Below are 21,911 nucleotides of genomic sequence, written 5' to 3' on the forward strand. Positions count from 1 at the left end.
GTTTGATTAATCAAGGAGAAAGCAGAATGAAAAAAATAATTAGCGCGATATCTATAGCGATTGTAAGTGTAACTTGCTCTTATGCTGAAGCAAAATTAGCAGTTGTGAACCCTTCTGAGATATTTAACGATACTGATTTAGGCTCTGTAAGTGTTAAGAAGCTAGAAAACGACCTTAAGCCACAGGCTGCAAAGTTGCAAGAACAACGAAATGCAATCATGAAGAAGGTTAATGAGTTGCAGCAGAACTCAACTACCATGACAAAAGATGAGTTGGCCCAACAGCAAAAAGCTATTGAGCAAGAGCAACAAGAATTTGCAGGTAAAGCTAGAATCCTTCAGCAAAAAGAGTATGCAAAAAAAGATGAACTATCTAAGAAATTCCAAGCCTCTTTTGATAAGTCAGTAAGTCAGATCGCTAAAGAAAAAGGTTACAACATGGTTGTAACAACTCAAGCATTAGCTTACTCACAAGGTATTGATGATATATCGAATGATGTCGTTGTTCTTATGAATAAATCTTCTAGTTAATCGCGGATAGGAGAAGTAAATGTATACTTTAGATTTTTTAGCAAATAATCTTGATGGTAGAGTTGAAGGAGATACTTCCGTAGAGATTACAAAAATAGCTACACTATCTCAAGCAGGCCCAGGAGATATATCTTTTTGTACTAATCCCAAATATTTATCTCAATTATCTGAAACTAAAGCATCTGCTGTTTTGATAACAGAGGAAGCTCTTGAGTTTTGTAATACTAACGCGGTTGTTTTATCAAACCCTTATATGGCACTAGCTCAAGTAATGGAACTGTTTGATAAATCCCCAAAACCTAGCGGTAAAATTCATAGTAAGGCAGTAATTGCTTCAAGTGCAGTTCTTGGAGATAACATTACAATTGAAGCTAATGCTGTAATTGGTGATAATGTTGTGATTGGTGATGATGTCTGTATTGGAGCATGCGCAACTGTTGATGCAGGTACTATAATTGGTGATAGATCTGTAGTTAAGAATAATGTTTCTATCGCTTATGATATTGTTATTGGTAGCGACTGTATTATTCATCAAAACTCAGTAATTGGTTGTGATGGTTTTGGTAATGCCAGAGATGATGATGGTAGTTGGACAAAAATTCCACAACTTGGCCGTGTTGTGATACATGATGATGTTGAGGTTGGTGCTGGCACAACTATAGATCGTGGAGCTATAGATGATACTATAATCAAAAAAGGTGTTCGTATTGATAATTTAGTTCAGATAGCACATAATGTAGTTATAGGAGAGAATACAGCTTTGGCTGGAGTTACAGCAGTAGCTGGGAGTACAACTATTGGTAACAACTGTCTTATAGGGGGGCAGTCTGCGATTACAGGTCATATAGATATATGTGATAATGCTATTATTGGTGGGGCTTCGAATGTAGGAAAGTCAGTTACAAAGCCAGGGATGTATTATGCAGCGTTTGAAGCCAAACCTCGTATAGAATGGGGGAGGTTTGTAGCCAGAATATCTAAAATTGATAAATTAATGGCAAGAGTAAAAGATTTAGAAACAAAAATAAAATAGCAAATAAGGATTTATTACAATGAGTCAGTTTGATGATAAAAACAAACAAATGGATATATTAGGCATAAGAAAAATTTTACCTCATAGGTATCCATTCGCACTTTTAGACAAAATCTTAGATTGGGATGTTGAGAATAAATCAATCGTAGCTCAAAAAAATGTCACTATTAATGAAGATTTTTTTAATGGACACTTCCCAGATTTCCCAGTTATGCCTGGAGTTCTGCTTGTTGAAGCTATGGCCCAAGCTACAGCTATATTGGGTGAAATAATGGCAGAAAAACTTTTCTCTCATGTTGTTGCTAAAGCTGGTGTTGGCGAGCGTCGTACATTTATGTTAGCAGGAATTGATAAGGTTAGAGTTAAAAGACCTGTCGTTCCTGGTGATGTGCTGATTATTGAATCACAGGTTATAAAAGTTAAAAGTATAGTATGTACAGCAAAATCAGTAGTGAAAGTGAATGATCAAGTTGTTTGTTCAGCAGACTTAATGGCAGCGTATAAGGATTATTAATAGTGATACATAGTTTAGCAGTAGTCCATGAAAGTGCTAAGATTGCAGATAGTGCTACCATCGGCCCATTTTGCGTTATTGGTGCAAATGTTGAGATTGGTGAGGGTACTGAATTAAAAAGCCATGTTACTATTGGAGATAATGCAATTCTTGGTAAAAACAATCGGGTTTTTCAATATGCTTCTATAGGAGATGATCCTATTGATTATACCTATAAGCAGGGAGAGTTTTCTCAGGTTATAATAGGTGATAATAATGTTATCCGTGAATGTGCTACTATACATGGTGGTACCTCTAAAGAAGTTGGTATTACATATGTTGGCAATAATAATCTTATTATGTGCTATGTTCATATTGGCCATGATTGCAAAGTTGGTAATAATATTAGTTTAGTCAATGGGGTTGGTTTAGCTGGTCATGTTCATATTAAGGATTATGCTATATTAAGCTCAAATGTTGGCGTGCATCAGTTCTGCACAGTAGCGGAGCATGCATTTATAGCTCATGCGGCTCTTGTAAGCAAGGATGTGCCTCCATATCTTATGGTAACAGCGGTTGTTGGTGGTGCTACTCCATGTGGAATTAATTCTGAAGGGTTGAAGCGAAGAGGTTTTACACCAGAGCAAATTAAAGCTATTAAAGAAGCTTATAAGGTTTTATACCGCAGAGGTTTAATGGTTAAAGAGTCTTCTGAAGTTATTAAAGAGATGGCAAAAAATGAAGATGTAATTAAACCGTTTGAAACTTTAATGAGTAATTCTAAGCGTGGAATCTTAAGGTAATGAGAATAGGCATAGTTGTAGGTGAACTTTCTGGAGATCAGTTGGGCTGCTCTTTAGTTGCTGCTCTCAAGCAAAAATATCCTAATGCTATTATTGAAGGCATTGGTGGACCTAAGATGCAAGCTGAAGGCTTTATTAGTCACTACTCAATGGATCAACTATCTCTTATTGGCTTTATGGAAATAATCTCTAAGGGCTTCAAAATATTAGCTATCCAGAGAAAAATGATTAATTATTTCAAGCAAAATAAGCCGGATATTTTTATTGGTATAGATGCTCCAGACTTTAATTTAACTGTTGAGAGAAAATTAAGACAAGTTGGAATAAAGACTATACATTATGTCAGTCCTAAAATCTGGGTCTGGCGAGAATATAGGATTAAAAAAATCCGTAAAGCTACGGACAAAGTTCTAGCTTTGCTTCCTTTTGAAGTTGAATACTATAGAAAAAGGCATGATTTTGAAGCAATTTATGTGGGTCATCCTTTAGCTAAATCAATTCCAATAGAAATAGATAAGCAAAAATATCGAGATAAGCTTGGTCTTAAAAATGATTTACCAATACTTTCAATATTACCTGGTAGTCGCACTAGTGAAGTTTCTCGGCTACTGCCTTTGTTTTTAGAGGCAACTCAAAAGTTAAAAGAAGGTGGTTATAAGTTTCAAGCTGTAATCCCTTTAGCTAAGCAAACTCTACAGCCATTGTTTGATGAGTATAAGAGTCAAATAAATAATTTAGATATTAAAGTTATTGATGGTCAATCACATGAACTTCAGATGGCAGCAGACTTTAGTTTACTTTCTTCAGGTACAGCTACATTAGAGGCTATGCTTTATAAATTGCCTATGGTTGTTGGATATAAGCTTTCTAAGCTTTCAGCTTTTCTCGGAAGATTGTTTGTAGGAAGCCATAGTTACTGGGCATTTCCAAATATTCTGCATAAGAGTGAGATAATAAAAGAGCTAATCCAAGAAAACTGCACCGTTGAGAACTTGTATTTTGAACTGAAAAGACTTTTCGATGATAAAGACCGAAATCAAATGATTCAAAAAGAGTTCACGAAAATACATAAAAGCATGATAGTGGATACTGATGAGAAAATTCTTGAAGTCTTAGATACTATTATTAAAAACCCTTAAAATATTACACTTTTGTATATATAATATAGACTAGTAAAATGTTTATAGTAGAGTAATTAATGTCAACGATTTTAATTTTAGTTATAATTTTAGTTGTACTGGTCATAATAGACCTGTGTCGAAAAGCTATCCGTATTAAGCAAAAAGAGGCTCTAAAGCGTTCAGAAAATGAGTCTACTGAAAAGCTTATCAAACAAACTAAATCTAGTCTTAGCAATATTGAAGAGGTTAAAGATGAATATCCTCTATTAAAAGACGGGTATTTACTGTTTTATTTTGAAGGCATTGATATGATTGATGTCAATAATTTGTCGATGTTTTTGAAGTATTATGGTATTAAATATACTGATGAGCAAGTTTTCCAAAAAGTAAATTATGATGATGTAATATTCACGGTTTTACCAGATAATGAGGCACAAGTTTTTGAGTCACAAAAGGAAGGGTCTATTAAATCCCTAGTGGTGGTTATGAACTTTAAAAAACTTGCAGATATGCAGTATGATGTTAAAACATGTTATGAGCTTATGATGGATGTTTTAGAAGCAATGAATAAGAGCTTTCATGGTACAATTATGAATGAAAATAGAATCAGGCTTACTAAAAGAGATAAGCAGAACTATTTAGATGCTATTTTATAATCAAAGTTTTTTCTTGTTATTACAACTTAATTTTTTGGAGAATTTATGAAATATCAATATCATCATATTGGAATTCCTATTACTGAGCCAAGAGATGGAGAGCGTTATAGTCCGACAATGGATATGTATACATCAGGGGGAGAAAAGCCTGGGAGGGTTCAGTATCATCGTTTTGGCCCAAACTGCCCGCTAGATAAGCTTATTCAGACGATGCCCCATATTGCATATAAAGTAGCTAATCTATGTGATGCTGTTAAGGGTAAGAATATTCTTTTAGAACCATACTTCCCTATGAGAGACTTTAAGGTTGCTATAATTGAAGAAAATGGTGCAATTATTGAGTTAATTGAAACTAGTCTGGATGAAGAACAGATATGGGATGATTCTAAACATCAGGATTCTATCTTATATACGAATTAGATGAATCTATTTTATGATTATTTAGCTAAGTATTTTCTATAAGGACAATGTTTTGGCTTTAAGTGTAATTTTACAAATTATTACAGCTTTAAGATATGTAATGTTTGGTGGGCCCAGTAGGACTCGAACCTACGACCTACGGATTATGAGTCCGGCGCTCTAACCAACTGAGCTATAGGCCCAAAACATGAGAGCAATTATATTTAAATCGACTTGATTAGTCAATATATTATTTGATTTTATCGTTGAAAAATTATTTGTATATTTTAGAGGATGAGCCAACAATTAAAGGATCCGGTGGAATTGCAACTTCTGGAGATTTATTATCGTAATCAATACTATTGAGAATGTATCTGATAGCATTAAGTCTAGCTCTTTTTTTATCATCTGATTTAACAATAACCCATGGGGCATAAGGTTTATCTGTATAAATAAACATTCTTTCTTTAGCTTCAGTATAGTCTTCCCATTTATCTAATGACGCTTTATCAACAGGACTTAATTTCCATTGTTTAAGAGGGTGTTGTTCGCGGGCTTCAAATCTTTTTCTCTGTTCGTCTTGACTTACTGAGAACCAAAACTTTATTATTATAGTCCCACTATTGGTAAGCATTTTTTCAAGCATAGGCACCTGTTCTAAGAATGAGAAATATTCTCGTTCAGTACAAAATCCCATCACTTTTTCTACACCAGCTCGGTTGTACCAAGATCTATCAAATAGAGTTATTTCACCTCCTGAGGGTAGGTGTTTAATATACCTTTGAAAATACCACTGGTCGCGTTCTCTTTCACTAGGCTTTTCTAGAGCAACAACCTTAGCTCCACGAGGATTCAAGTGTTCCATCATTCTTTTAATGGCACCACCTTTTCCAGCAGCATCTCGCCCTTCAAAAATAATAAGTAATTTTTTATTATTTTCTTTAATCCAGCGCTGTAATTTTAATAGTTCTATTTGTAGGTGATATTTTTGTTTTTCATATATATTTCTTGGGATGTTATGCTTATAAGGAAAAATATTATCAACAAATAATTTTTGACGCTCAGCTAAGCTCAGTACTTCCATTGTCAATTCTTCAAATATAAATGTAATACTTAATATATTAGCATATAACAGGGTTAAATTATAAAGCTAGTTATCAGAATTTTTAAGGTTTAATTTGAAACTAAAAAGTATATAAAAAACAGTGAAAACCATGATGATTGAAATAATAGGAGTAGGAGTTTTTATTGGGTACATTAAGACTGCAAGAAAAGTGCATATTGATGCAATCATTGTGAAGATAAAAGTAAAAGTTTTTACATGTTTACTTTTACTAATACGCTCAGTTCTTGATAGGTATATATATTTTATTGGAATAAATGAAAAAATTGCTAAAACAATAATTACTAATCCATTAATTAACTGAGAACTTTGGAAACATAACATAAACATCACTATAACATTCCAATAGCTAGGAAAGCCTACAAAAAAGTTATCATCTGTTTTAGCATTTAGCTGACAGAACTGGTATGAAGAGGAGATAGTGATCATTACTATGATTGGGATAAGCCATTGATCGCTGACAACACTTGAAACATATATCCATATACAAGGAACAATAGAATAAGTTGTGAAATCAATAATATTATCTAATAAGGCACCATCAAGAGGAGCAAGTTTTTTAATATCAACAAGTCTGGCTAAACTGCCATCTATTGAGTCAATAAAAACAGCTGCTATAATACTATACATAGATAACTTGATATTATGGTGAAATAAGTCAATTTGACCTAAAGTACTAGCTTTTGCAGCTTCTATTGAGAAAATAATGGCAAGAATCCCAAATACAGCCCCTAAAGATGTAAATAGATGAACTAGCCAAGCATATATTTTTTGCATCATTAACATTATGAAATTTATTAAATAAGATTTAGCTAATTGTAGCAAATAACTTTAGTGGTTTCTATTAATAACTAGTTTGATAATATTTTTAAGTTTGCTACAGTTAACTGAGCTACTTTCTATATTCATAATACTTTCTAGTATTTCGTATGTCATAGTATTGAGTAACTCATTTGCTTTTTCGATACCAAGTAAAGATACATAGGTCGATTTGTTTGATGATATGTCTTTTGCAGATGTTTTACCAAGCTCTTTAGTTGATTTTGTAACATCAAGAATATCATCTTTTATTTGGAAACATAGCCCAGTAAGGACTGCTATATGTTCGAGGGTTTTAGCAATATTTTTATTGTAGTTGTTAGAAACAGTGTATGGTATTAACATACTTGCACAAAACATCTTTGCAGTTTTATTTATATGTACTATTTTTAAGTTATCAATGTCTAAATTACTATTTTCGCCGTCAATATCTAACTGCTGACCAGCTACCATTCCATCAGTACCAGAGCAGTCTGCAAGTATAGAATTTACTTTCTTTAGCACTTTGACATCTTTTATATCTAAATCTTGTAGAACCTTGAAAGCTATGGATTGTAATGCGTCACCAGCTAAAATTGCTGTAGCATCATTATATTTTATGTGGCAAGTAGGAATCCCTCTACGAAGAGAGTCGTTGTCCATCGCGGGTAAATCATCATGTATAAGTGAGTAGGTGTGTATAGCCTCTATAGCAAAAGCAATTTTATTGCTTTCTTGAATGCTTACTCCAAACATTTCTGAGACAATATAAACTAGTTGAGCTCTAATTCTTTTACCTCCACTAAAAAAGCTATACTTCATGGCATTTATTAGATTACTAGAGGGGCATTTCAGCTCATTAAAGTACTGTTTTGCAAAATTATCAAATATTTCTAGTTTTACTTTTGACATAAGAATTTAGTGATCTGATTATATTGTAGGTCTAATACATCGCCATGAGCTTGGAATGTTTTATATGAATTGTCTGCTAATTCAGAACATTTTTGCTTATCTTTTATTAGGTTTGATATGTTAGTTGCAAGCTCTTGTGAATTTCTTACACGAATTAAAGCTTTATTACGAATTAAAGCCTTAGATATTTGACTGAAATTATATAGGCTTGTTCCTGATATAATGGGTTTTCTTAATGCGGCTGGTTCAAGCAAGTTATGACCACCATTATCAATAAGTGTACCACCCATAAATGTTATGTCAGCTATAAAGTAAAGTTGAAGTAGCTCACCCATAGTGTCACCAAGATATACTTGAGTTTTTTCATCGATCTCCTCTTTGTTAGAGCTTCGTTTTTGTAGTGTTAGATTATTGTTTGAAATTATTTTTTCAACATTACAAAATCTTTCTTTATGTCTAGGGACTATAATCAATAAGCAATCTGGATTAGTTTTAAGAATTTCTTTATGTGCTTCTAATATGATGCTTTCTTCACCAGCATGAGTGCTTCCAGCAACCCAAACAGCTCTATGTTTAATACTTTCTTTTAAACTGTGTGTTTGATTCGCCAGATCTTTGGGTGTAACAAGATTATATTTTAAGTTTCCAGTTGTTGATACTTTGTCTTTTTGAACACCAAGTGAAAGAAAGCGTTTTGTATCTTTTTCAGTTTGCGTGCAAATATGAGACACTTTGCTAAAAAGCATTTCACCACCAAAAGGGATTTTCTTGTAATTTCTAAGTGATTTTTTTGATAATCTAGCGTTTGTAATTACGACTGGAATATCCTCCGCAAAACATTTGCCTAGGATATTAGGCCAAATCTCTGTTTCAATAACTATAAATAGCTTTGGATCAACCTTTGCAAAGAAACTGTTAATGAATGGTTTAACATCATAAGGAATATACATGTGATGAACATTTTTATGATTGTCATATAAGCGTCTTATAACATCACTACCTGTTGGTGTTGTAGTTGTTATAACAATATTTTCATTAGGGAAGTCGTTTAAAAGTTTTCTAACTAAAGGTTCAGCAGAAAGTGATTCGCCAACGGAAACTGAGTGAATCCAGATGCTATTTTTTAAGCGTAATGGTGTTATAGCAAAGCGTTCAGACCATCTTAGGCGGTATTGATTGTTATTTAGACTTCTTTTAAGTTTTTTTAAATAGACAATAGGAATATAGACTAGAAAAAGACTAGAATACAAGTGAGTTAATATGTTATAGATTATTTTTTTAATATTATCCACCCTACAAAAAAGACAAACCCTGTTCTATACTTTTCGTTAATTATAGCATATATAATACAAGAATATTTACCATAGAAGTGCTATATTTCAGATTTAATTTGCTCGATAAGTTGACTTAGAGCTTTCGAGCGATGACTTATAGAGTTTTTGAGACTACTATCTAGCTGAGCTAAAGTTTTACTATGATTTGGTTCAAGAAAAATAGAATCATAGCCAAAACCATTGCTTCCTATAGGTTTAAATGTGATACAGCCTTCTAATTTCCCTATGGAAATTATTGGCGTAGGATCATTTTCATGACGCATATAAACTAGAGCGCAAATAAATCTAGCTTCGCGCTTTTTTGAACCTTCTAACTCTTTAAGTAGTTTATTTATATTTGCGATATCATCACCATGGGAGCCAGCATATCTTGCAGAATATATGCCAGGATCGCCATTCAATGAATCAACCTCTAGGCCCGAGTCGTCTGCTATAGATGGTAAGTTTGTTTCTTTACAGCAGTTTCTAGCTTTGATTATTGCATTTTCTATAAATGTTAGACCAGTTTCATCTGCGTCATTTATATTAAATTGAGTTTGAGGTGTTATTTGAACATCAATTGTAGAAAATATTTCACTAAATTCTTTTATTTTACCTTTATTGCTTGATGCAAGTACTATATTTTTCATGCTAGTATTAATTTGGTTTATATGTGATTAACAATATTGTATCAAAATGATACCATTTGTTAGAAATTGATTTTTAAATGCAGGGGACGTTATGATAAAAAGTATATGTTTTATTGGTGGTGGAAATATGGCGGAAGCTATGATTTCTGGAATGGTTAATAGTAGTTATGAGTCACAGTCGATATGTGTTGTTGATAGGAACGAACTAAAAAGAGAAAGTCTTAAAAGTAAGTATGGAATAAGAGTTTCTGTAGATTTAATTGAAGAGGTTGAAAAAGCAGATATTTTAGTACTAGCAATAAAACCTCAACAAATGTCTGAATTGATTCTTGAGATTAAAGATACAGTGAAGGACCAACTAATAGTTACAGTAGCGGCTGGAATAGAAGTTGTTGTATATGAAAAATTATTTTCTAAACCTATTTGTATTTCAAGAACAATACCTAATACCCCTAGTAGTATTGGTTTTGGAGCTACAGGTATATATTTTAATGAAAATGTAACCAAAGATCATGAAGAGCAGGTTATTAATATGATGAGTTCAATTGGTATTGTAGAGGTTGTCGAGAAAGAGAGTATGATTGATGTAATAGCCGCTTGTGCAAGCTCAGGCCCAGCATATTATTTGCAATTCATGGAATGTATGGTTGCAGCAGTTGTTAAGCAAGGTTTAGATAAGGAAAAAGCAGAGCGACTAGTTATACAAACTTGCTTAGGGGCAGCTCAAATGGCCAAGCAGAGCGATAAGAGTATATCTACCCTAAGAGAGAATGTAACATCTAAAAAGGGGATAACAGCAGCAGCATTAAATGTTTTTGAAAAATCCAATCTAGGAGATATAGTTAGGGAAGCAATTGATGCTAATATTGACCGAGCTAATGAGCTTTCTAAAGAGATCAGTGGGAAACTTATTTAGCTAACTATTTTGTGGGCTTTGAAATTTAAAATAAATATTTGCTTTATCTATATTATGATATATACTACCAAAATAAATATTTTTTAATTAAAATTAACATTCTAAAATAAAATAAAGGTAGAAGTAATGAGACTATTATTATGTGAAGATGATTTGAATTTGGGTGAAGGTCTTTTAGAAGCACTACAAAAAGAAAGTTTTAATGTAAACCTAGTATCTGATGGTGAAGCTGCTCAAACATTCATAGAGTCAGGACTTTATGATATCGTTGTATTAGATATTGGCCTTCCAATTAAAACGGGTCTAGAAGTTCTTAGAAATGCTAGAAATAAAGGTATTAAAACACCTATTCTTTTACTTACAGCTAGAGATGGTTTAGAAGATAGAATTAAAGGTCTAGATTTAGGTGCCGATGATTATTTGACAAAGCCATTTGAGTTGAAAGAGCTTGTAGCTAGAATTAAGGCAGTATCTCGTAGAGTAGATACTAAAGCAGGCAAAAATGTAAATGAAGAAATTAAGTTTGGAGACTATAGCTTTAACCCAAGTTCTGAAACAGTAACTAAAGATGGTGTGATTATTCCAGTTTCTAAAAAGGAATTAGCATTACTTTCTATTCTAGTTCAGAATGCTGGTCGTGTTGTACCAAAAACACAACTACTAGAGGAAGTTTATTCTACTGATAAAGAAATGGATACTAATACTCTAGAAGTACATATGCATAACTTAAGAAAGAAAATAGAAATTTCCAATTTTATTCAGACTATTCGTGGTGTGGGATATTTTGTCCAAAAGGATAAGATAGTAAAATAAATATGGAAATATTAAACAGCATTGTTGGTTACTTGCTTAGTTTGGGTTTTACCTTTTGGCTGTTGTTCTTGACTATAGCTAGTGGTGCTATATATATAATTGATTATCTTTTTTTTCAAAAATCTCGTTTAGCACCATATAAAGATCAATTGAAAGGTCTTAAGAAAAAAGAAAAGCGACAATTTTATAAAGATCATGGCTTAAAAGCCCCATTTGTAGCAGATCAAGCCAGATCATTGTTTAGTGTTTTTATTATTGTGTTTTTCTTAAGAACGTTCTTTGTTGGTAATTTCTTAATTCCAACAGCGTCGATGACACCTACTCTCCCTGTTGGCGATTTTATTTTTGTTGATAAAACCGCCTATGGTATTAGAGCACCGTTTAGTAATAAAACACTTATTAAAGTTGGTGAACCTAAGCGTGGAGATATTTTAGTATTTCATTTTCCTGTAAACCCTAATGTGGACTTTGTTAAAAGAGTGATCGGTTTGCCTGGAGATGTTATTTCTTATAATAATAAGATGTTGACTATCAATGGTAAGAAACTTGATTATACTAATTGTAATCGTGATGCGATGAATTATTATAATAATTCCATGGCTGGAGGTAGTGGAGATACTGTTTGTACGGAAGATCTCCTTGGCGTTAAGCATGAGATTGACTGGATAGAAGCTGTTAAGCCAACAAATTTTGAAGGATTAAAGGTGCCTCCAGGACATTATTTTGTAATGGGTGATAATCGTGATAATAGTGAAGATAGCCGTTATTGGGGATTTGTTCCAGAGAAAGATTTAGTTGGTAAAGCTAAGATAGTATGGATGAGCTGGGATAAAATAGATAAAAAAGTTCGTTGGAGCGAGCTTGGTAAAACTTTCTAATTGATATGATTCAAGATTTTTCAAAATTATACCGTAACTTAAGCTATACATTTAAAGATGTTTCTATCCTAAATAGAGCATTAACTCATCGTAGTAAAACAAAAAAGAACTATGAAAGATTAGAGTTCCTTGGCGATTCTATCTTAGGATTTGTTATCGCTGAAGTTTTATACCATAAGTTTCCTGATGATGGAGAGGGTAAACTCTCTCAAGTTCGTTCTAAATTAGTCAGAGGTGCAACTTTAGCTAAGTTAGCTTTAGAGCTTCAAATTGATGAATATATAATATTTGGAGACAGTGAGCGAAATGGTTCACATCGTCGTGAGAAGATCTTAGAAGATGTAGTCGAGGCAGTTATTGGAGCTATTTATCTTGATAGTAATTTTGAAACTGCTAAGAAAATTGTTTTAAAGTGGTATTCAAAATCACTTTCTCAGGAAGATTTTGATATTGCGGTTGTTAAGGATAATAAATCATCACTACAAGAGATTTTACTGCAACAGTCATTAAGTTTGCCGGTATATGATATAGTTAGTATAGATGGTAAAGATCATGAGCAAGTTTTTAATGTATCAGTGTCTTGCCAAGAGCATGACTTGAGTGTTACAGCACAAGGAAAATCACGCAAAAAGGCTGAGCAATCTGCAGCTGGAAAGATGATTCAAATTATAGAAGATAAAGTAATAGATGAAAAAGAATAGACTAAATTTAAATGGTGTAATAGTCGTAAATAAATCAAAAGATGCAAGTTCAAACCATATTCTTCAACAGTTAAAAAGACTCTTTAATGCACAAAAAGCAGGTCACACGGGTACTTTAGATCCAATGGCTACAGGTGTATTACCAATATGTTTTGGTAGAGCTACAAAAATCGCTCAATATTTGCTTGATGCTGACAAAGAGTATATTGCGACTATTAAATTAGGTATAGAAACGGATAGTGGTGATGCAGAAGGTAATATAACTAGTCAAACAGCTGAAATTCCTAAGCTTGATGCGAGCATAATAGAATCTACACTAGATAACTTTAGGGGGCAAATATCTCAAGTGCCACCGATGTACTCAGCATTAAAACATAATGGTAAGCCATTATACAAGTTAGCGCGTGAAGGCATACAAGTTGAGATTAAACCACGCAATATTACTATATATAATTTAGATATGCTTGATTTTACTGAAGATACTATAACAATCAAAGTTCGTTCATCAAAAGGTACATATATTCGTTCATTAGCGATAGATATAGGTACAAGTCTTGGTTGTGGGGGGCATTTGACTGCACTTCAAAGAACTAAGAGTGGTCCGTTTGATTTAGAACAATCTTATACTATTGAACAGTTAAAAGATTTAAGTTTTGAAGATAAACTTGCTACTATATCTCATGTGGAGAGTGTATTTTTAGATAAGTTAAGTTATACACTAGTGGAAGCAGAAAAAGAAGATTTATATAAAAGAGGGAAATTCCCTATAAAACCCGAACTAAATGGCACAGTGAAAATGTATGATGAAGATAAGTTTGTTGCCATAGCAGAGTTTGATAAGGGTAAATTAATTAATAAAAGGTTTTTTGACCAGGAAATACTAATAAGTGAGTAAATATAATATACAAAATGATCCAAATAAGGATCTTGAAGCACAAAAATATGAAAATCCTATACCAAGTCGTGAAGTTATTTTAAACTTTATAAAAGATACAGGATTACCGGTAAGTATAGAGACAATAGCGGATGCTTTAGAAATACATAAAAAAGCATCTTTTGATGGTTTGGTTTTTAGACTGGGGGCAATGGTTCGTGATGGACAAATTGCAAAGGATAAATACTACTTTAGTGCCTTAGATGCTAAGCCGATATTTATTACATCAAAAGTAAGTGCAGATAGAGATGGCAGAATGGAAGTTTTTAGTCATTCCTTGAAAACTAAAGTTTCAATATTGCCAGCTCAGGCTAAAATGCTTTTTGTTGGTGATGAGATTAATGCGAAAGTACTTGGGATAAATAAAAGATCTCGTTTAGAAGCTGAAGTGAAGTCAATAGTTTCTCGTTCACAGAAGACTATTACAGGATATTATTCCAAAAGTTTTGATGGACATTTTTTAAAGCCAATCAGCAAAAATAGTAGTGTAGTAGTTACTTTACTACCTCCTAATATTAAAATTGAACCAGAGACTTTAATTGAAGCTGAGATAATAGTCCAGCCAAGTGTTTCTGGCCCAGCAGTTGCTAAATATATCAAAGAAGTTGAAGCTATATCTCCAGTAAAAGAGGCGATGATGCTTGCATCTAAAAAATACGACTTGATCGAAGAGTGGAGTAAAAAAGCTCTTAAATATGTCGAAGATATTTCAGATGATGTCCTGGATAGCGAACGCGTAGATATGCGAGATAAAAACTTTGTCACGATAGATGGTGAAGATGCAAAAGATTTTGATGATGCTGTTTATTCACATAAAACTAAAACTGGTGGATGGAAGCTTTATGTAGCAATAGCAGATGTATCTAATTATGTTAAAAAGGATTCAGCTCTTGATGTGGATGCTAAGCGTCGTTCAACCTCTGTGTATTTTCCTGGGTTAGTGATTCCGATGCTACCAGAAAAATTATCTAATGGACTATGTTCGTTACAACCTAAGGTTGATAGATATTCTTTAGTTTGTGAAATGAATATCAGCAAAACAGGTAAGCTTACAAGATATAATTTCTACTCAGCAGTTATTAACTCAAAAGCTCGTTTGACTTATACTGAGGTTGCGAAGCTTTTAAGTAAGAAAGAAAACACTATTGTTGAAAATACTCCAGAATTAGTTCCTGATCTATTTACTTTGCAGGATTTATATTTTGTGTTGCATCAAGCAAGACAGGAAAGAGGGGCTATAGATTTTGATACGGTCGAGACACAGATTATTTTGGATGAACATAATCATATAGAATCAATTATTCCAAGACATCGTAATGATGCTCACAGGTTAATTGAAGAATGTATGCTTGTAGCAAATGTGGCTGCAGCTAAATTTATGATTAAACATAAAAAAACTTCACCATATAGAGTTCATAGTGAGCCTAAAGAAGATAAGATGGAAGCTCTTAAAAAATATCTCTCTATCCACGGCATACACTTAGCTTATGGTAAAGATGGCAAAGTAACACCGCAAGCGTTATCAGCTATGCTTGAGAGTGTAAAAGGCCGAGCTGATTACGATGATATTCAGATGATGACTCTTAGAAGTATGAACCAAGCAATCTATAGCATAGATAATGATGGGCATTTCGGTTTAGCATATAAAGAATATACTCATTTCACTTCACCGATTCGTAGATACCCAGATTTGGTTGTTCATAGGCTTATTAAATCAATTATCAATGAGTATAAGCTTGGTGGTAGTGATTATGAAAAGTCTGAGCTAGCTAACATCTGTGATAACGCTTCAGTGCAAGAAAGAAATGCTGATGGGGCGTCTAAACAAGTTGAAGGCTGGTTGAAGTGCTATTTCATGAAAGATTATGTCGGTCATGTTTTAGATGCTAAAATCGTACATCTAAATGGTTTAGGTTTATTCGCAGAGCTTAAAGATATGTATATTGAAGGTCTAGTTCATGTATCTAAGATACCTGGAGATTACTATATTTTTGATGAAGCTAAAAGCATTTTAATTGGTAAACGAACTCATAAAGTTTTCAAAATAGGTCAAGATATAGTTATTAAAGTCTCAAGAGTTGATCTTGAAAATACGCATATTGATTTTGAAATTTTTGATCCAGAAAGCAAAAATGATGATCATAAAAAGTCAAAAGGACCGAGTAAAAAAAGAAAGCCTAGAAAAAGAAAACCTAGAAGTAAGAAAAAGAAAGAGGTTGTTAAAAAGTAAGAAACATATTATCTAATTTATTCTTTACCGTAGCGTAGATAAATATAGATAAATTTATGTCTTTATGGGGCTTCGTGTCCGTTAGATACTTCTAAAATTTTAAACCATTCCTGTACATTTAATTCTATGTTTTGACTATTAACAGTGTTTTCTAGTCTATTGATATTTTGTGAACCAATAATAACCTGAGGGTTGCTTGGATGCTTTAATAACCATGCCATTGCAATCTGATCAATAGTTGCGTTGTGTTTATCCGCTATAGTTTGTAGGCAGGCTTGGACATTTTTTTCAGTAGCATTTTCAGGATTAAAGATTCTACCACCAGCTAATGGAGACCATGCCATAGGACGAACCTTATGTTTTTGCAACTGGTCTAAAGTACCATCATAAAAAGTGTCTGTATGTAGTACAGAGATTTCAACTTGATTTGTATGTAAAGGTATATGACTATTTAGGAGCTCAAACTGGCTTGGAGTGAAGTTAGATACGCCAAATGCTTTAACTTTACCCTGCTTTTGTAAATGCTCAAAAGTTCTAGCAATAACTTCTACATCCATCAATGGACTAGGGCGATGTACAAGAAGTAAATCAAGGTGATCAGTACCTAGGTTTTTAAGTGAATTTTCTGCAGACTCTATAATACTCTCTCTTGATAAATCATAGTGCTTTACAAGGTTTTTTGGTGTTGCTTTACAGGCAAATTTTATGCCACATTTGCTAACTATTTGTACTTTATCACGCAGATGCGAATGGTTTTTAAGAGCTTTACCGTAGATTTTTTCGCATTTATATTCACCATAAATATCAGCATGATCCAAAGTTGTTATATCAAGATCTATAGCCTTCTCTACAAGCTCAACAATTTGATTATCATTAAGTTTAGCATCATCAAGGCGCCAAAAGCCTAAAGCGAAGTTGTTTTTTAACATGAGATTATATCCTTTTGTTGATAGGTTTATGAATTTAGTTTGGAAGAAATACTAGAGAAAAATCTAAATATTTACAATAAAAAAACTTACAAAAAATAATAATTAGTGATAGGGTGTATTTAAAATGCATTTTAAGTGTATAACTTTTTTTAGGTGGCTAATTAGATATGTATACAAATTTAGTGATATCAGAACAGAAACTAAATAATAATAAACCATTTCCCTTTGTTCTCGACAATGAGAGTAGATTTGATAGTGCTGAACAAGTTTTAAATTGGGTTAAAGCAAGTAAAAATTCTTTAAAAAAAATATTGTTGGAGCATGATGCTGTACTCTTTAGAGGCTTTCCTATAACAAATGCTGAAATATTTGAACAAATGCTTGATGATGCAGGGTTTCCACGTATGGGCTATGTGGGTGGTGCTGCCCCACGGAATCAAATTACAGCAGGTAGAGTTCTTACAGCGAATGAATCACCATCAAGTGAGAGTATTCCATTTCATCATGAAATGGCTCAGACTCCTAATCCCCCTAAGCATATATTTTTTTATTGTCATATTGCTGCAGAAAAAGGTGGGGCAACACCTATAGTTCAATCAAATTTACTTTATAAAAACTTTGTTGAGATAGATCCTGAGTATGCAAGAATGGTTGAAGAGCAAGGTGTAAGGTATGTACGAGTTATGCCTTTTGAGACAGATACTAAATCTGCAATAGGAAGATCATGGCGAGAAACTTTTCAGTGTGAAACAAAAGAAGAAGCTGAAAAAGTAATGACAGAACTAGGTACAGAGTGGGAGTGGTTAGAAAAAGATAACCTAAAAACTATCACAGCAATATTACCAGCGGTAAGATTTGATGAAGCAACTCAGCAAAAAGTTTTTTTTAATTCTATCATAGCAGTTTATACAGGGTGGAATGATGCTCGTAATGTTGGTGAAAAGTGTGTGATGATAGGCGATGGTAAGTATTTTGATCCTTTAGTTATGGAGAAATTAGTAAAAGCTGCTCAAAAAGATGCTGTAGCTTTTAAATGGCATGAAAAAGATGTGCTATGGATAAATAATGATACTGTTCTTCATTCAAGACAGCCTTATGAAGGAGCTAGAAAAATTTACGCTTCAATTTCTCAATAATCTATCTGAGGTTACCTAATAATGCAAAAGTTGAAATTACGAAATTTCATTGCCTATGGCATGGGTGATATATTTGGTGGAGGCGCATTTACTCTTATAGGTACATTCTTCTTAATATTTCTAACAAATAACGTTGGTCTATCACCTTGGTTGGCAGGACTGATTTTTGGTCTTGGAAGATTTTGGCTAGCAATAGTTGACCCTATTGTTGGTAACTTATCAGATAGCATTCGTACAAAGTTTGGTAGAAGAAGGGTATTTTTTCTAATAGGGTTCATCCCAGTTTTATTCACATTTGTTCCTTTATGGATGTCACCTATAGCTGTAAATGCAGATGGTTCAAATGAAATGACAGTGTTTTTCTATTATCTGATCATGTACTGTATTTTTGATTTTACATACTCAATATTAGATACTCCTTATGCTGCTTTAGCGGCTGATATGAGTTATGATTACAAAGAAAGAGTGCTATTATCATCTTTTAGAATGGGTTTCTCTCAGTTTTCAGCAATATTATCAACGGCTGTAGCACCAATGTTACTACTTAGTTATTCGTATGGGGCAAAACATTATACAAATCATGCTTTTGTTGTGATGGCTAGTTTTTTTGCTGTAATTTACTCAGTGGTTTGGATATTTGTGTTTTTCGGTACTAGAGAAATTCCACCAAAAAATAACTATAAAGAAGCAGCTATGAAGTGGTTTTTAGTGCCATTTACAGGTTTCATAAACTTTCTTTCTGCATTTAAAAATAAAACTTTTCGTTATCACTTAGGTCTTTTCTTATTTGCTTTTGCTGGCTTAGATATTTTGATGAGTTTTTCTGCCTACTACATAAATGTATATTTGCAAAAACCAGAGCTTATGTCTTATGTAAGCTCAATGTGGATTGTCCAAGTACTTGTATTACCCATGTATGTTTTAATTGCTAATAATTTTAGTAAGGCAACTGCTTATAGAGTAGGTGCTTGTATTTGGTTCCTTGCTGTACTTTATCTTATAAATTTAAGTCCTGAAAATGCAACGCCATTTATGGTAAGTCTTCACTTTGGCTTAGTTGGTTTAGGTTTATCAGGATGTTATGTAATGCCGATAGCAATGCTTAGTTTTGTGACAGAGGTTGATACTTTGATGACTTGTAAGCGTAGAACAGGTATCTATGCTGGCGGAATGTCTTTTGCTCGCAAGCTTTCGCAAGGGCTTTTTATTCTACCAGGAATAGGTCTTCTTTTAAGTGTTATAGGTTATAAGAAAGATGCAATCGTTCAGCCTGAAGAAACATTATTTTATCTACATTGGGTTTTTGTATTATTACCATTAGGATTTATAGCTTTAGGATTTTTCTTTTCACTTAAGTTTGCTCTTAATAGAAGAAACTTTCATCTTCTACAGAAAGAAGTTCTACGCTTGGAAAATGGTGAAGTTAGTGAGTCAGAGTGTCATAAAACAAGAGATTTATGTAGGCTTGTAACAGGTAAGTCGTATAAAGCATTAATCGATACTTGGAGAGAGTTTTATGCTAAAAATAAATAGTAATAGCGATAGTTTCTCAGTAATTCTAGATGGGAAGAAAATACTTGAGCATACTCCTAAAAATCCTTGTATATTTATGGGTGAGGGTGTTACAGATATAAAAATGTATAGAGGTAACTTTGAGTTTGATAATTATCTAATCAAAAGATTGCCTCTAAGAAGCTTTGAGATAACAAAACATACAGATAAACATCATGAAATAGAGCTTACAGCATATACTAGAAAGTTTTATTGTCATCTTAGGTTAGATGGATCAAGACTTGATATTGAGTTCGATAGAGGTACATTCCCAGAGCAATATAATAGATTTTGGATTAGAGTGACTACGGATGTAGATGAAAAAGTATATGGTTGCGGTGAGCAACTGTCATACTTTAATTTGCGTGGTAAAAACTTTCCTTTGTGGACTTCAGAACCAGGTGTCGGTCGCGATAAAAGTAGTTTTGTAACTTGGCAAGCAGATGTAAAAGATAAAGCTGGGGGAGATTATTATAGTACAAACTACCCTCAATCAACATTTATGTCTTCAAGAAAATATTTTTGTCATTTAGATAGTACGGCATATATGGATTTTAATTTTAGGAATTCACATTTTCATGAACTAGCTTGTTCTGAGATTCCTAAAAAAATCACATTTGATACAGCAGATACTTACCTAAATCTTGTTTCAAAAATAACTAGCTTCTTTGGTAGAAATCAAGAATTACCAGAGTGGGTTTATAATGGTGTGATACTTGGTATACAAGATGGTACAGAGGTTGTATTAGATAAAACTAAAGCCGCGATAGATGCAGGCGTTGAGGTTGCGGCTATTTGGGCACAAGACTGGCAAGGGCAACGCAGAACAAGTTTTGGTAAAAGACTTAACTGGAATTGGCAATGGAATGAAGAGTTATACCCTGAGCTAGATAAAGAGCTTGCGAACTTAAAGCAAAAAGGTATAAGATTTTTAGGGTATATTAATCCGTATCTTGTAAAAGACTATCCACTGTATAAAGAAGGCTTAGAGCTAGGATATTACGCTACCGGTAAAGATGGTGGTGAATATACTGTAGACTTTGGTGAGTTTGATTGTGCAGTTGTAGACTTTACAAACCCAAAGGCATATCAATGGTATAAAGATCGAGTTATCAAAAAAGAGCTTATAGAGTTTGGGCTTGATGGTTGGATGGCTGATTTTGGTGAGTATCTGCCAACAGATTGTAAGCTTTATGATGGCACAGATGCTACGATGGCACATAATGACTGGCCAAGACTATGGGCAAAAGCAAATTTTGAAGCAGTAAAAGAGTCCGGAAAGCTTGGAGAAATTCTCTATTTTATGCGAGCTGGATTTAATGGTTTTCAACAGTATAACTTACTCTTGTGGGCAGGAGACCAATGTGTAGATTTTAGTCTACATGATGGTCTAGCCTCTGTGATTCCTGCTGCATTATCGGCTGGTATATCAGGTATGGGATTAAGTCATAGTGATATTGGTGGTTATACAACCTTACATGGTTTAAAAAGATCAAAAGAGTTGTTTATGCGTTGGGCTGAGATGGCCGCTTTCACATCTGTGATGAGAACTCATGAGGGTAGTAGTCCTGAACTAAACTATCAGTTTAATGAAGATGTTGAGGGGCTTGCTCATTTTGCTAAGATGACAAAAGTCTATAAGCATTTGAAACCATATATTAAAGAGCTTGTGCGTATAAATGCTAATGATGGTATTCCTGTTCAAAGACCGCTATTTATGCATTATGAGGATGATGTTATAACCTATGACATACAGTATCAATATATGTTTGGTAAAGATATCCTTGTGGCTCCTGTATACAAAGATAATAAAGAACAATGGCTAGTTTATCTACCTGAAGATAATTGGGTGCATATATTTACAGGCGAGAAATACAATGGTGGAGAAGTTACTGTGAATGCTCCGTTAGGTTGTCCGCCTGTTTTCTATCGTGAGGATTCAGAATATAAAGAGCTATTTTCTAAGGTTATCAATATAGTTTAGAATAATGT

General features: G+C 33.4%; 22 protein-coding genes and 1 tRNA gene. 16 read left to right on the forward strand and 7 right to left on the reverse strand.

Translation table 11 applies throughout. From position 1 onward, the window contains the following. The first annotated feature begins 26 nt into the window (after positions 1 to 26). From FLM55_RS07165 to FLM55_RS07195, 7 genes are read left to right on the forward strand one after another with little or no spacing between them, the layout of a single operon-like run. The gene (locus tag FLM55_RS07165) at positions 27 to 530 is read left to right on the forward strand and encodes an OmpH family outer membrane protein (protein ID WP_112870593.1); all 504 of its coding nucleotides are present in this window, start codon (positions 27 to 29) and stop codon (positions 528 to 530) included. Positions 531 to 549: 19 nt separating this feature from the next. Beyond that, the gene (gene lpxD, locus FLM55_RS07170; RefSeq protein ID WP_112870592.1) at positions 550 to 1,563 is read left to right on the forward strand and encodes a UDP-3-O-(3-hydroxymyristoyl)glucosamine N-acyltransferase; all 1,014 of its coding nucleotides are present in this window, start codon (positions 550 to 552) and stop codon (positions 1,561 to 1,563) included. 19 nt (positions 1,564 to 1,582) lie between these two features. Continuing rightward, entirely contained in the window at positions 1,583 to 2,077 is a 495-nt protein-coding gene (gene fabZ / locus FLM55_RS07175; RefSeq protein ID WP_178948660.1) for a 3-hydroxyacyl-ACP dehydratase FabZ, read from the forward strand. A gap of 2 nt (positions 2,078 to 2,079) precedes the next feature. Continuing rightward, complete coding sequence (gene lpxA / locus FLM55_RS07180; RefSeq protein ID WP_112870590.1) at positions 2,080 to 2,859, forward strand: acyl-ACP--UDP-N-acetylglucosamine O-acyltransferase; 780 nt, start codon at positions 2,080 to 2,082, stop codon at positions 2,857 to 2,859. Then, positions 2,859 to 3,998: a lipid-A-disaccharide synthase gene (gene lpxB / locus FLM55_RS07185; protein ID WP_178948661.1), complete on the forward strand. Its 1,140-nt coding sequence runs from the start codon at positions 2,859 to 2,861 to the stop codon at positions 3,996 to 3,998. Before lpxA ends, lpxB begins: the two co-directional genes overlap by 1 nt. A gap of 59 nt (positions 3,999 to 4,057) precedes the next feature. Further along, positions 4,058 to 4,636 carry a cell division protein ZipA C-terminal FtsZ-binding domain-containing protein gene (locus FLM55_RS07190; protein WP_178948662.1) on the forward strand — a complete coding sequence of 193 codons (579 nt, stop codon included), beginning with the start codon at positions 4,058 to 4,060 and terminating at the stop codon, positions 4,634 to 4,636. 45 nt (positions 4,637 to 4,681) lie between these two features. Further along, the gene (locus FLM55_RS07195; protein ID WP_112870587.1) at positions 4,682 to 5,056 is read left to right on the forward strand and encodes a helicase; all 375 of its coding nucleotides are present in this window, start codon (positions 4,682 to 4,684) and stop codon (positions 5,054 to 5,056) included. A gap of 105 nt (positions 5,057 to 5,161) precedes the next feature. Here FLM55_RS07195 and FLM55_RS07200 read toward each other — a convergent pair. From FLM55_RS07200 to rdgB, 6 genes are all read right to left on the reverse strand, one after another. Beyond that, positions 5,162 to 5,238 (reverse strand) — tRNA-Ile (locus FLM55_RS07200). 71 nt (positions 5,239 to 5,309) lie between these two features. After that, the gene (gene ppk2 / locus FLM55_RS07205) at positions 5,310 to 6,119 is read right to left on the reverse strand and encodes a polyphosphate kinase 2 (RefSeq protein WP_112870586.1); all 810 of its coding nucleotides are present in this window, start codon (positions 6,117 to 6,119) and stop codon (positions 5,310 to 5,312) included. A 66-nt stretch (positions 6,120 to 6,185) separates the two neighbouring features. After that, positions 6,186 to 6,944: a phosphatidylcholine/phosphatidylserine synthase gene (locus FLM55_RS07210; RefSeq protein WP_178948663.1), complete on the reverse strand. Its 759-nt coding sequence runs from the start codon at positions 6,942 to 6,944 to the stop codon at positions 6,186 to 6,188. A gap of 45 nt (positions 6,945 to 6,989) precedes the next feature. Then, on the reverse strand, positions 6,990 to 7,868 hold the full coding sequence (locus FLM55_RS07215; RefSeq protein WP_178948664.1) for a polyprenyl synthetase family protein: 879 nt from the start codon (positions 7,866 to 7,868) through the stop codon (positions 6,990 to 6,992). Continuing rightward, positions 7,856 to 9,160, reverse strand: coding sequence for a lipid IV(A) 3-deoxy-D-manno-octulosonic acid transferase (waaA, locus tag FLM55_RS07220; RefSeq protein ID WP_178948665.1), 1,305 nt, complete (start codon positions 9,158 to 9,160; stop codon positions 7,856 to 7,858). Before waaA ends, FLM55_RS07215 begins: the two co-directional genes overlap by 13 nt. Before the next feature lie 80 nt (positions 9,161 to 9,240). After that, entirely contained in the window at positions 9,241 to 9,831 is a 591-nt protein-coding gene (gene rdgB, locus FLM55_RS07225) for an RdgB/HAM1 family non-canonical purine NTP pyrophosphatase (RefSeq protein WP_178948666.1), read from the reverse strand. 91 nt (positions 9,832 to 9,922) lie between these two features. Here rdgB and proC point away from each other — a divergent pair, with 91 nt between their 5' ends. The 6 genes from proC to rnr all read left to right on the forward strand — a co-directional run bounded on the left by proC (position 9,923) and on the right by rnr (position 16,303). Next, positions 9,923 to 10,747, forward strand: a complete 825-nt coding sequence (gene proC / locus FLM55_RS07230) for a pyrroline-5-carboxylate reductase (protein WP_178948667.1) — start codon at positions 9,923 to 9,925, stop codon at positions 10,745 to 10,747. A 126-nt stretch (positions 10,748 to 10,873) separates the two neighbouring features. After that, the gene (locus FLM55_RS07235; RefSeq protein ID WP_112870580.1) at positions 10,874 to 11,560 is read left to right on the forward strand and encodes a response regulator transcription factor; all 687 of its coding nucleotides are present in this window, start codon (positions 10,874 to 10,876) and stop codon (positions 11,558 to 11,560) included. 2 nt (positions 11,561 to 11,562) lie between these two features. Beyond that, positions 11,563 to 12,438, forward strand: coding sequence for a signal peptidase I (gene lepB / locus FLM55_RS07240; RefSeq protein WP_178948668.1), 876 nt, complete (start codon positions 11,563 to 11,565; stop codon positions 12,436 to 12,438). Positions 12,439 to 12,443: 5 nt separating this feature from the next. Continuing rightward, the gene (gene rnc / locus FLM55_RS07245; RefSeq protein WP_178948669.1) at positions 12,444 to 13,139 is read left to right on the forward strand and encodes a ribonuclease III; all 696 of its coding nucleotides are present in this window, start codon (positions 12,444 to 12,446) and stop codon (positions 13,137 to 13,139) included. Beyond that, positions 13,126 to 14,034, forward strand: coding sequence for a tRNA pseudouridine(55) synthase TruB (gene truB / locus FLM55_RS07250; protein ID WP_178948670.1), 909 nt, complete (start codon positions 13,126 to 13,128; stop codon positions 14,032 to 14,034). Before rnc ends, truB begins: the two co-directional genes overlap by 14 nt. Further along, entirely contained in the window at positions 14,027 to 16,303 is a 2,277-nt protein-coding gene (rnr, locus tag FLM55_RS07255) for a ribonuclease R (protein WP_178948671.1), read from the forward strand. The genes truB and rnr overlap by 8 nt, the downstream gene beginning before the upstream one ends. A 62-nt stretch (positions 16,304 to 16,365) precedes the next feature. On the opposite strand, the gene FLM55_RS07260 is transcribed toward rnr, so the two are convergent. Then, a complete protein-coding gene (locus FLM55_RS07260) occupies positions 16,366 to 17,232 on the reverse strand; it encodes an aldo/keto reductase family oxidoreductase (protein WP_178948672.1) in 867 nt (288 codons plus the stop codon). Positions 17,233 to 17,399: 167 nt separating this feature from the next. Here FLM55_RS07260 and FLM55_RS07265 point away from each other — a divergent pair, with 167 nt between their 5' ends. The 3 genes from FLM55_RS07265 to FLM55_RS07275 are packed head-to-tail and all read left to right on the forward strand — an operon-like array spanning position 17,400 to position 21,903. Then, entirely contained in the window at positions 17,400 to 18,368 is a 969-nt protein-coding gene (locus tag FLM55_RS07265; RefSeq protein WP_178948673.1) for a TauD/TfdA family dioxygenase, read from the forward strand. Between the two features lie 21 nt (positions 18,369 to 18,389). Then, a complete protein-coding gene (locus tag FLM55_RS07270; RefSeq protein WP_178948674.1) occupies positions 18,390 to 19,901 on the forward strand; it encodes an MFS transporter in 1,512 nt (503 codons plus the stop codon). After that, on the forward strand, positions 19,885 to 21,903 hold the full coding sequence (locus FLM55_RS07275) for an alpha-glucosidase (protein ID WP_178948675.1): 2,019 nt from the start codon (positions 19,885 to 19,887) through the stop codon (positions 21,901 to 21,903). Before FLM55_RS07270 ends, FLM55_RS07275 begins: the two co-directional genes overlap by 17 nt. The last annotated feature ends 8 nt before the right edge of the window (positions 21,904 to 21,911 follow it).

Source organism: Francisella sp. Scap27 (assembly GCF_013394105.1).
Taxonomy (GTDB): Bacteria; Pseudomonadota; Gammaproteobacteria; order Francisellales; family Francisellaceae; genus Francisella; species Francisella adeliensis.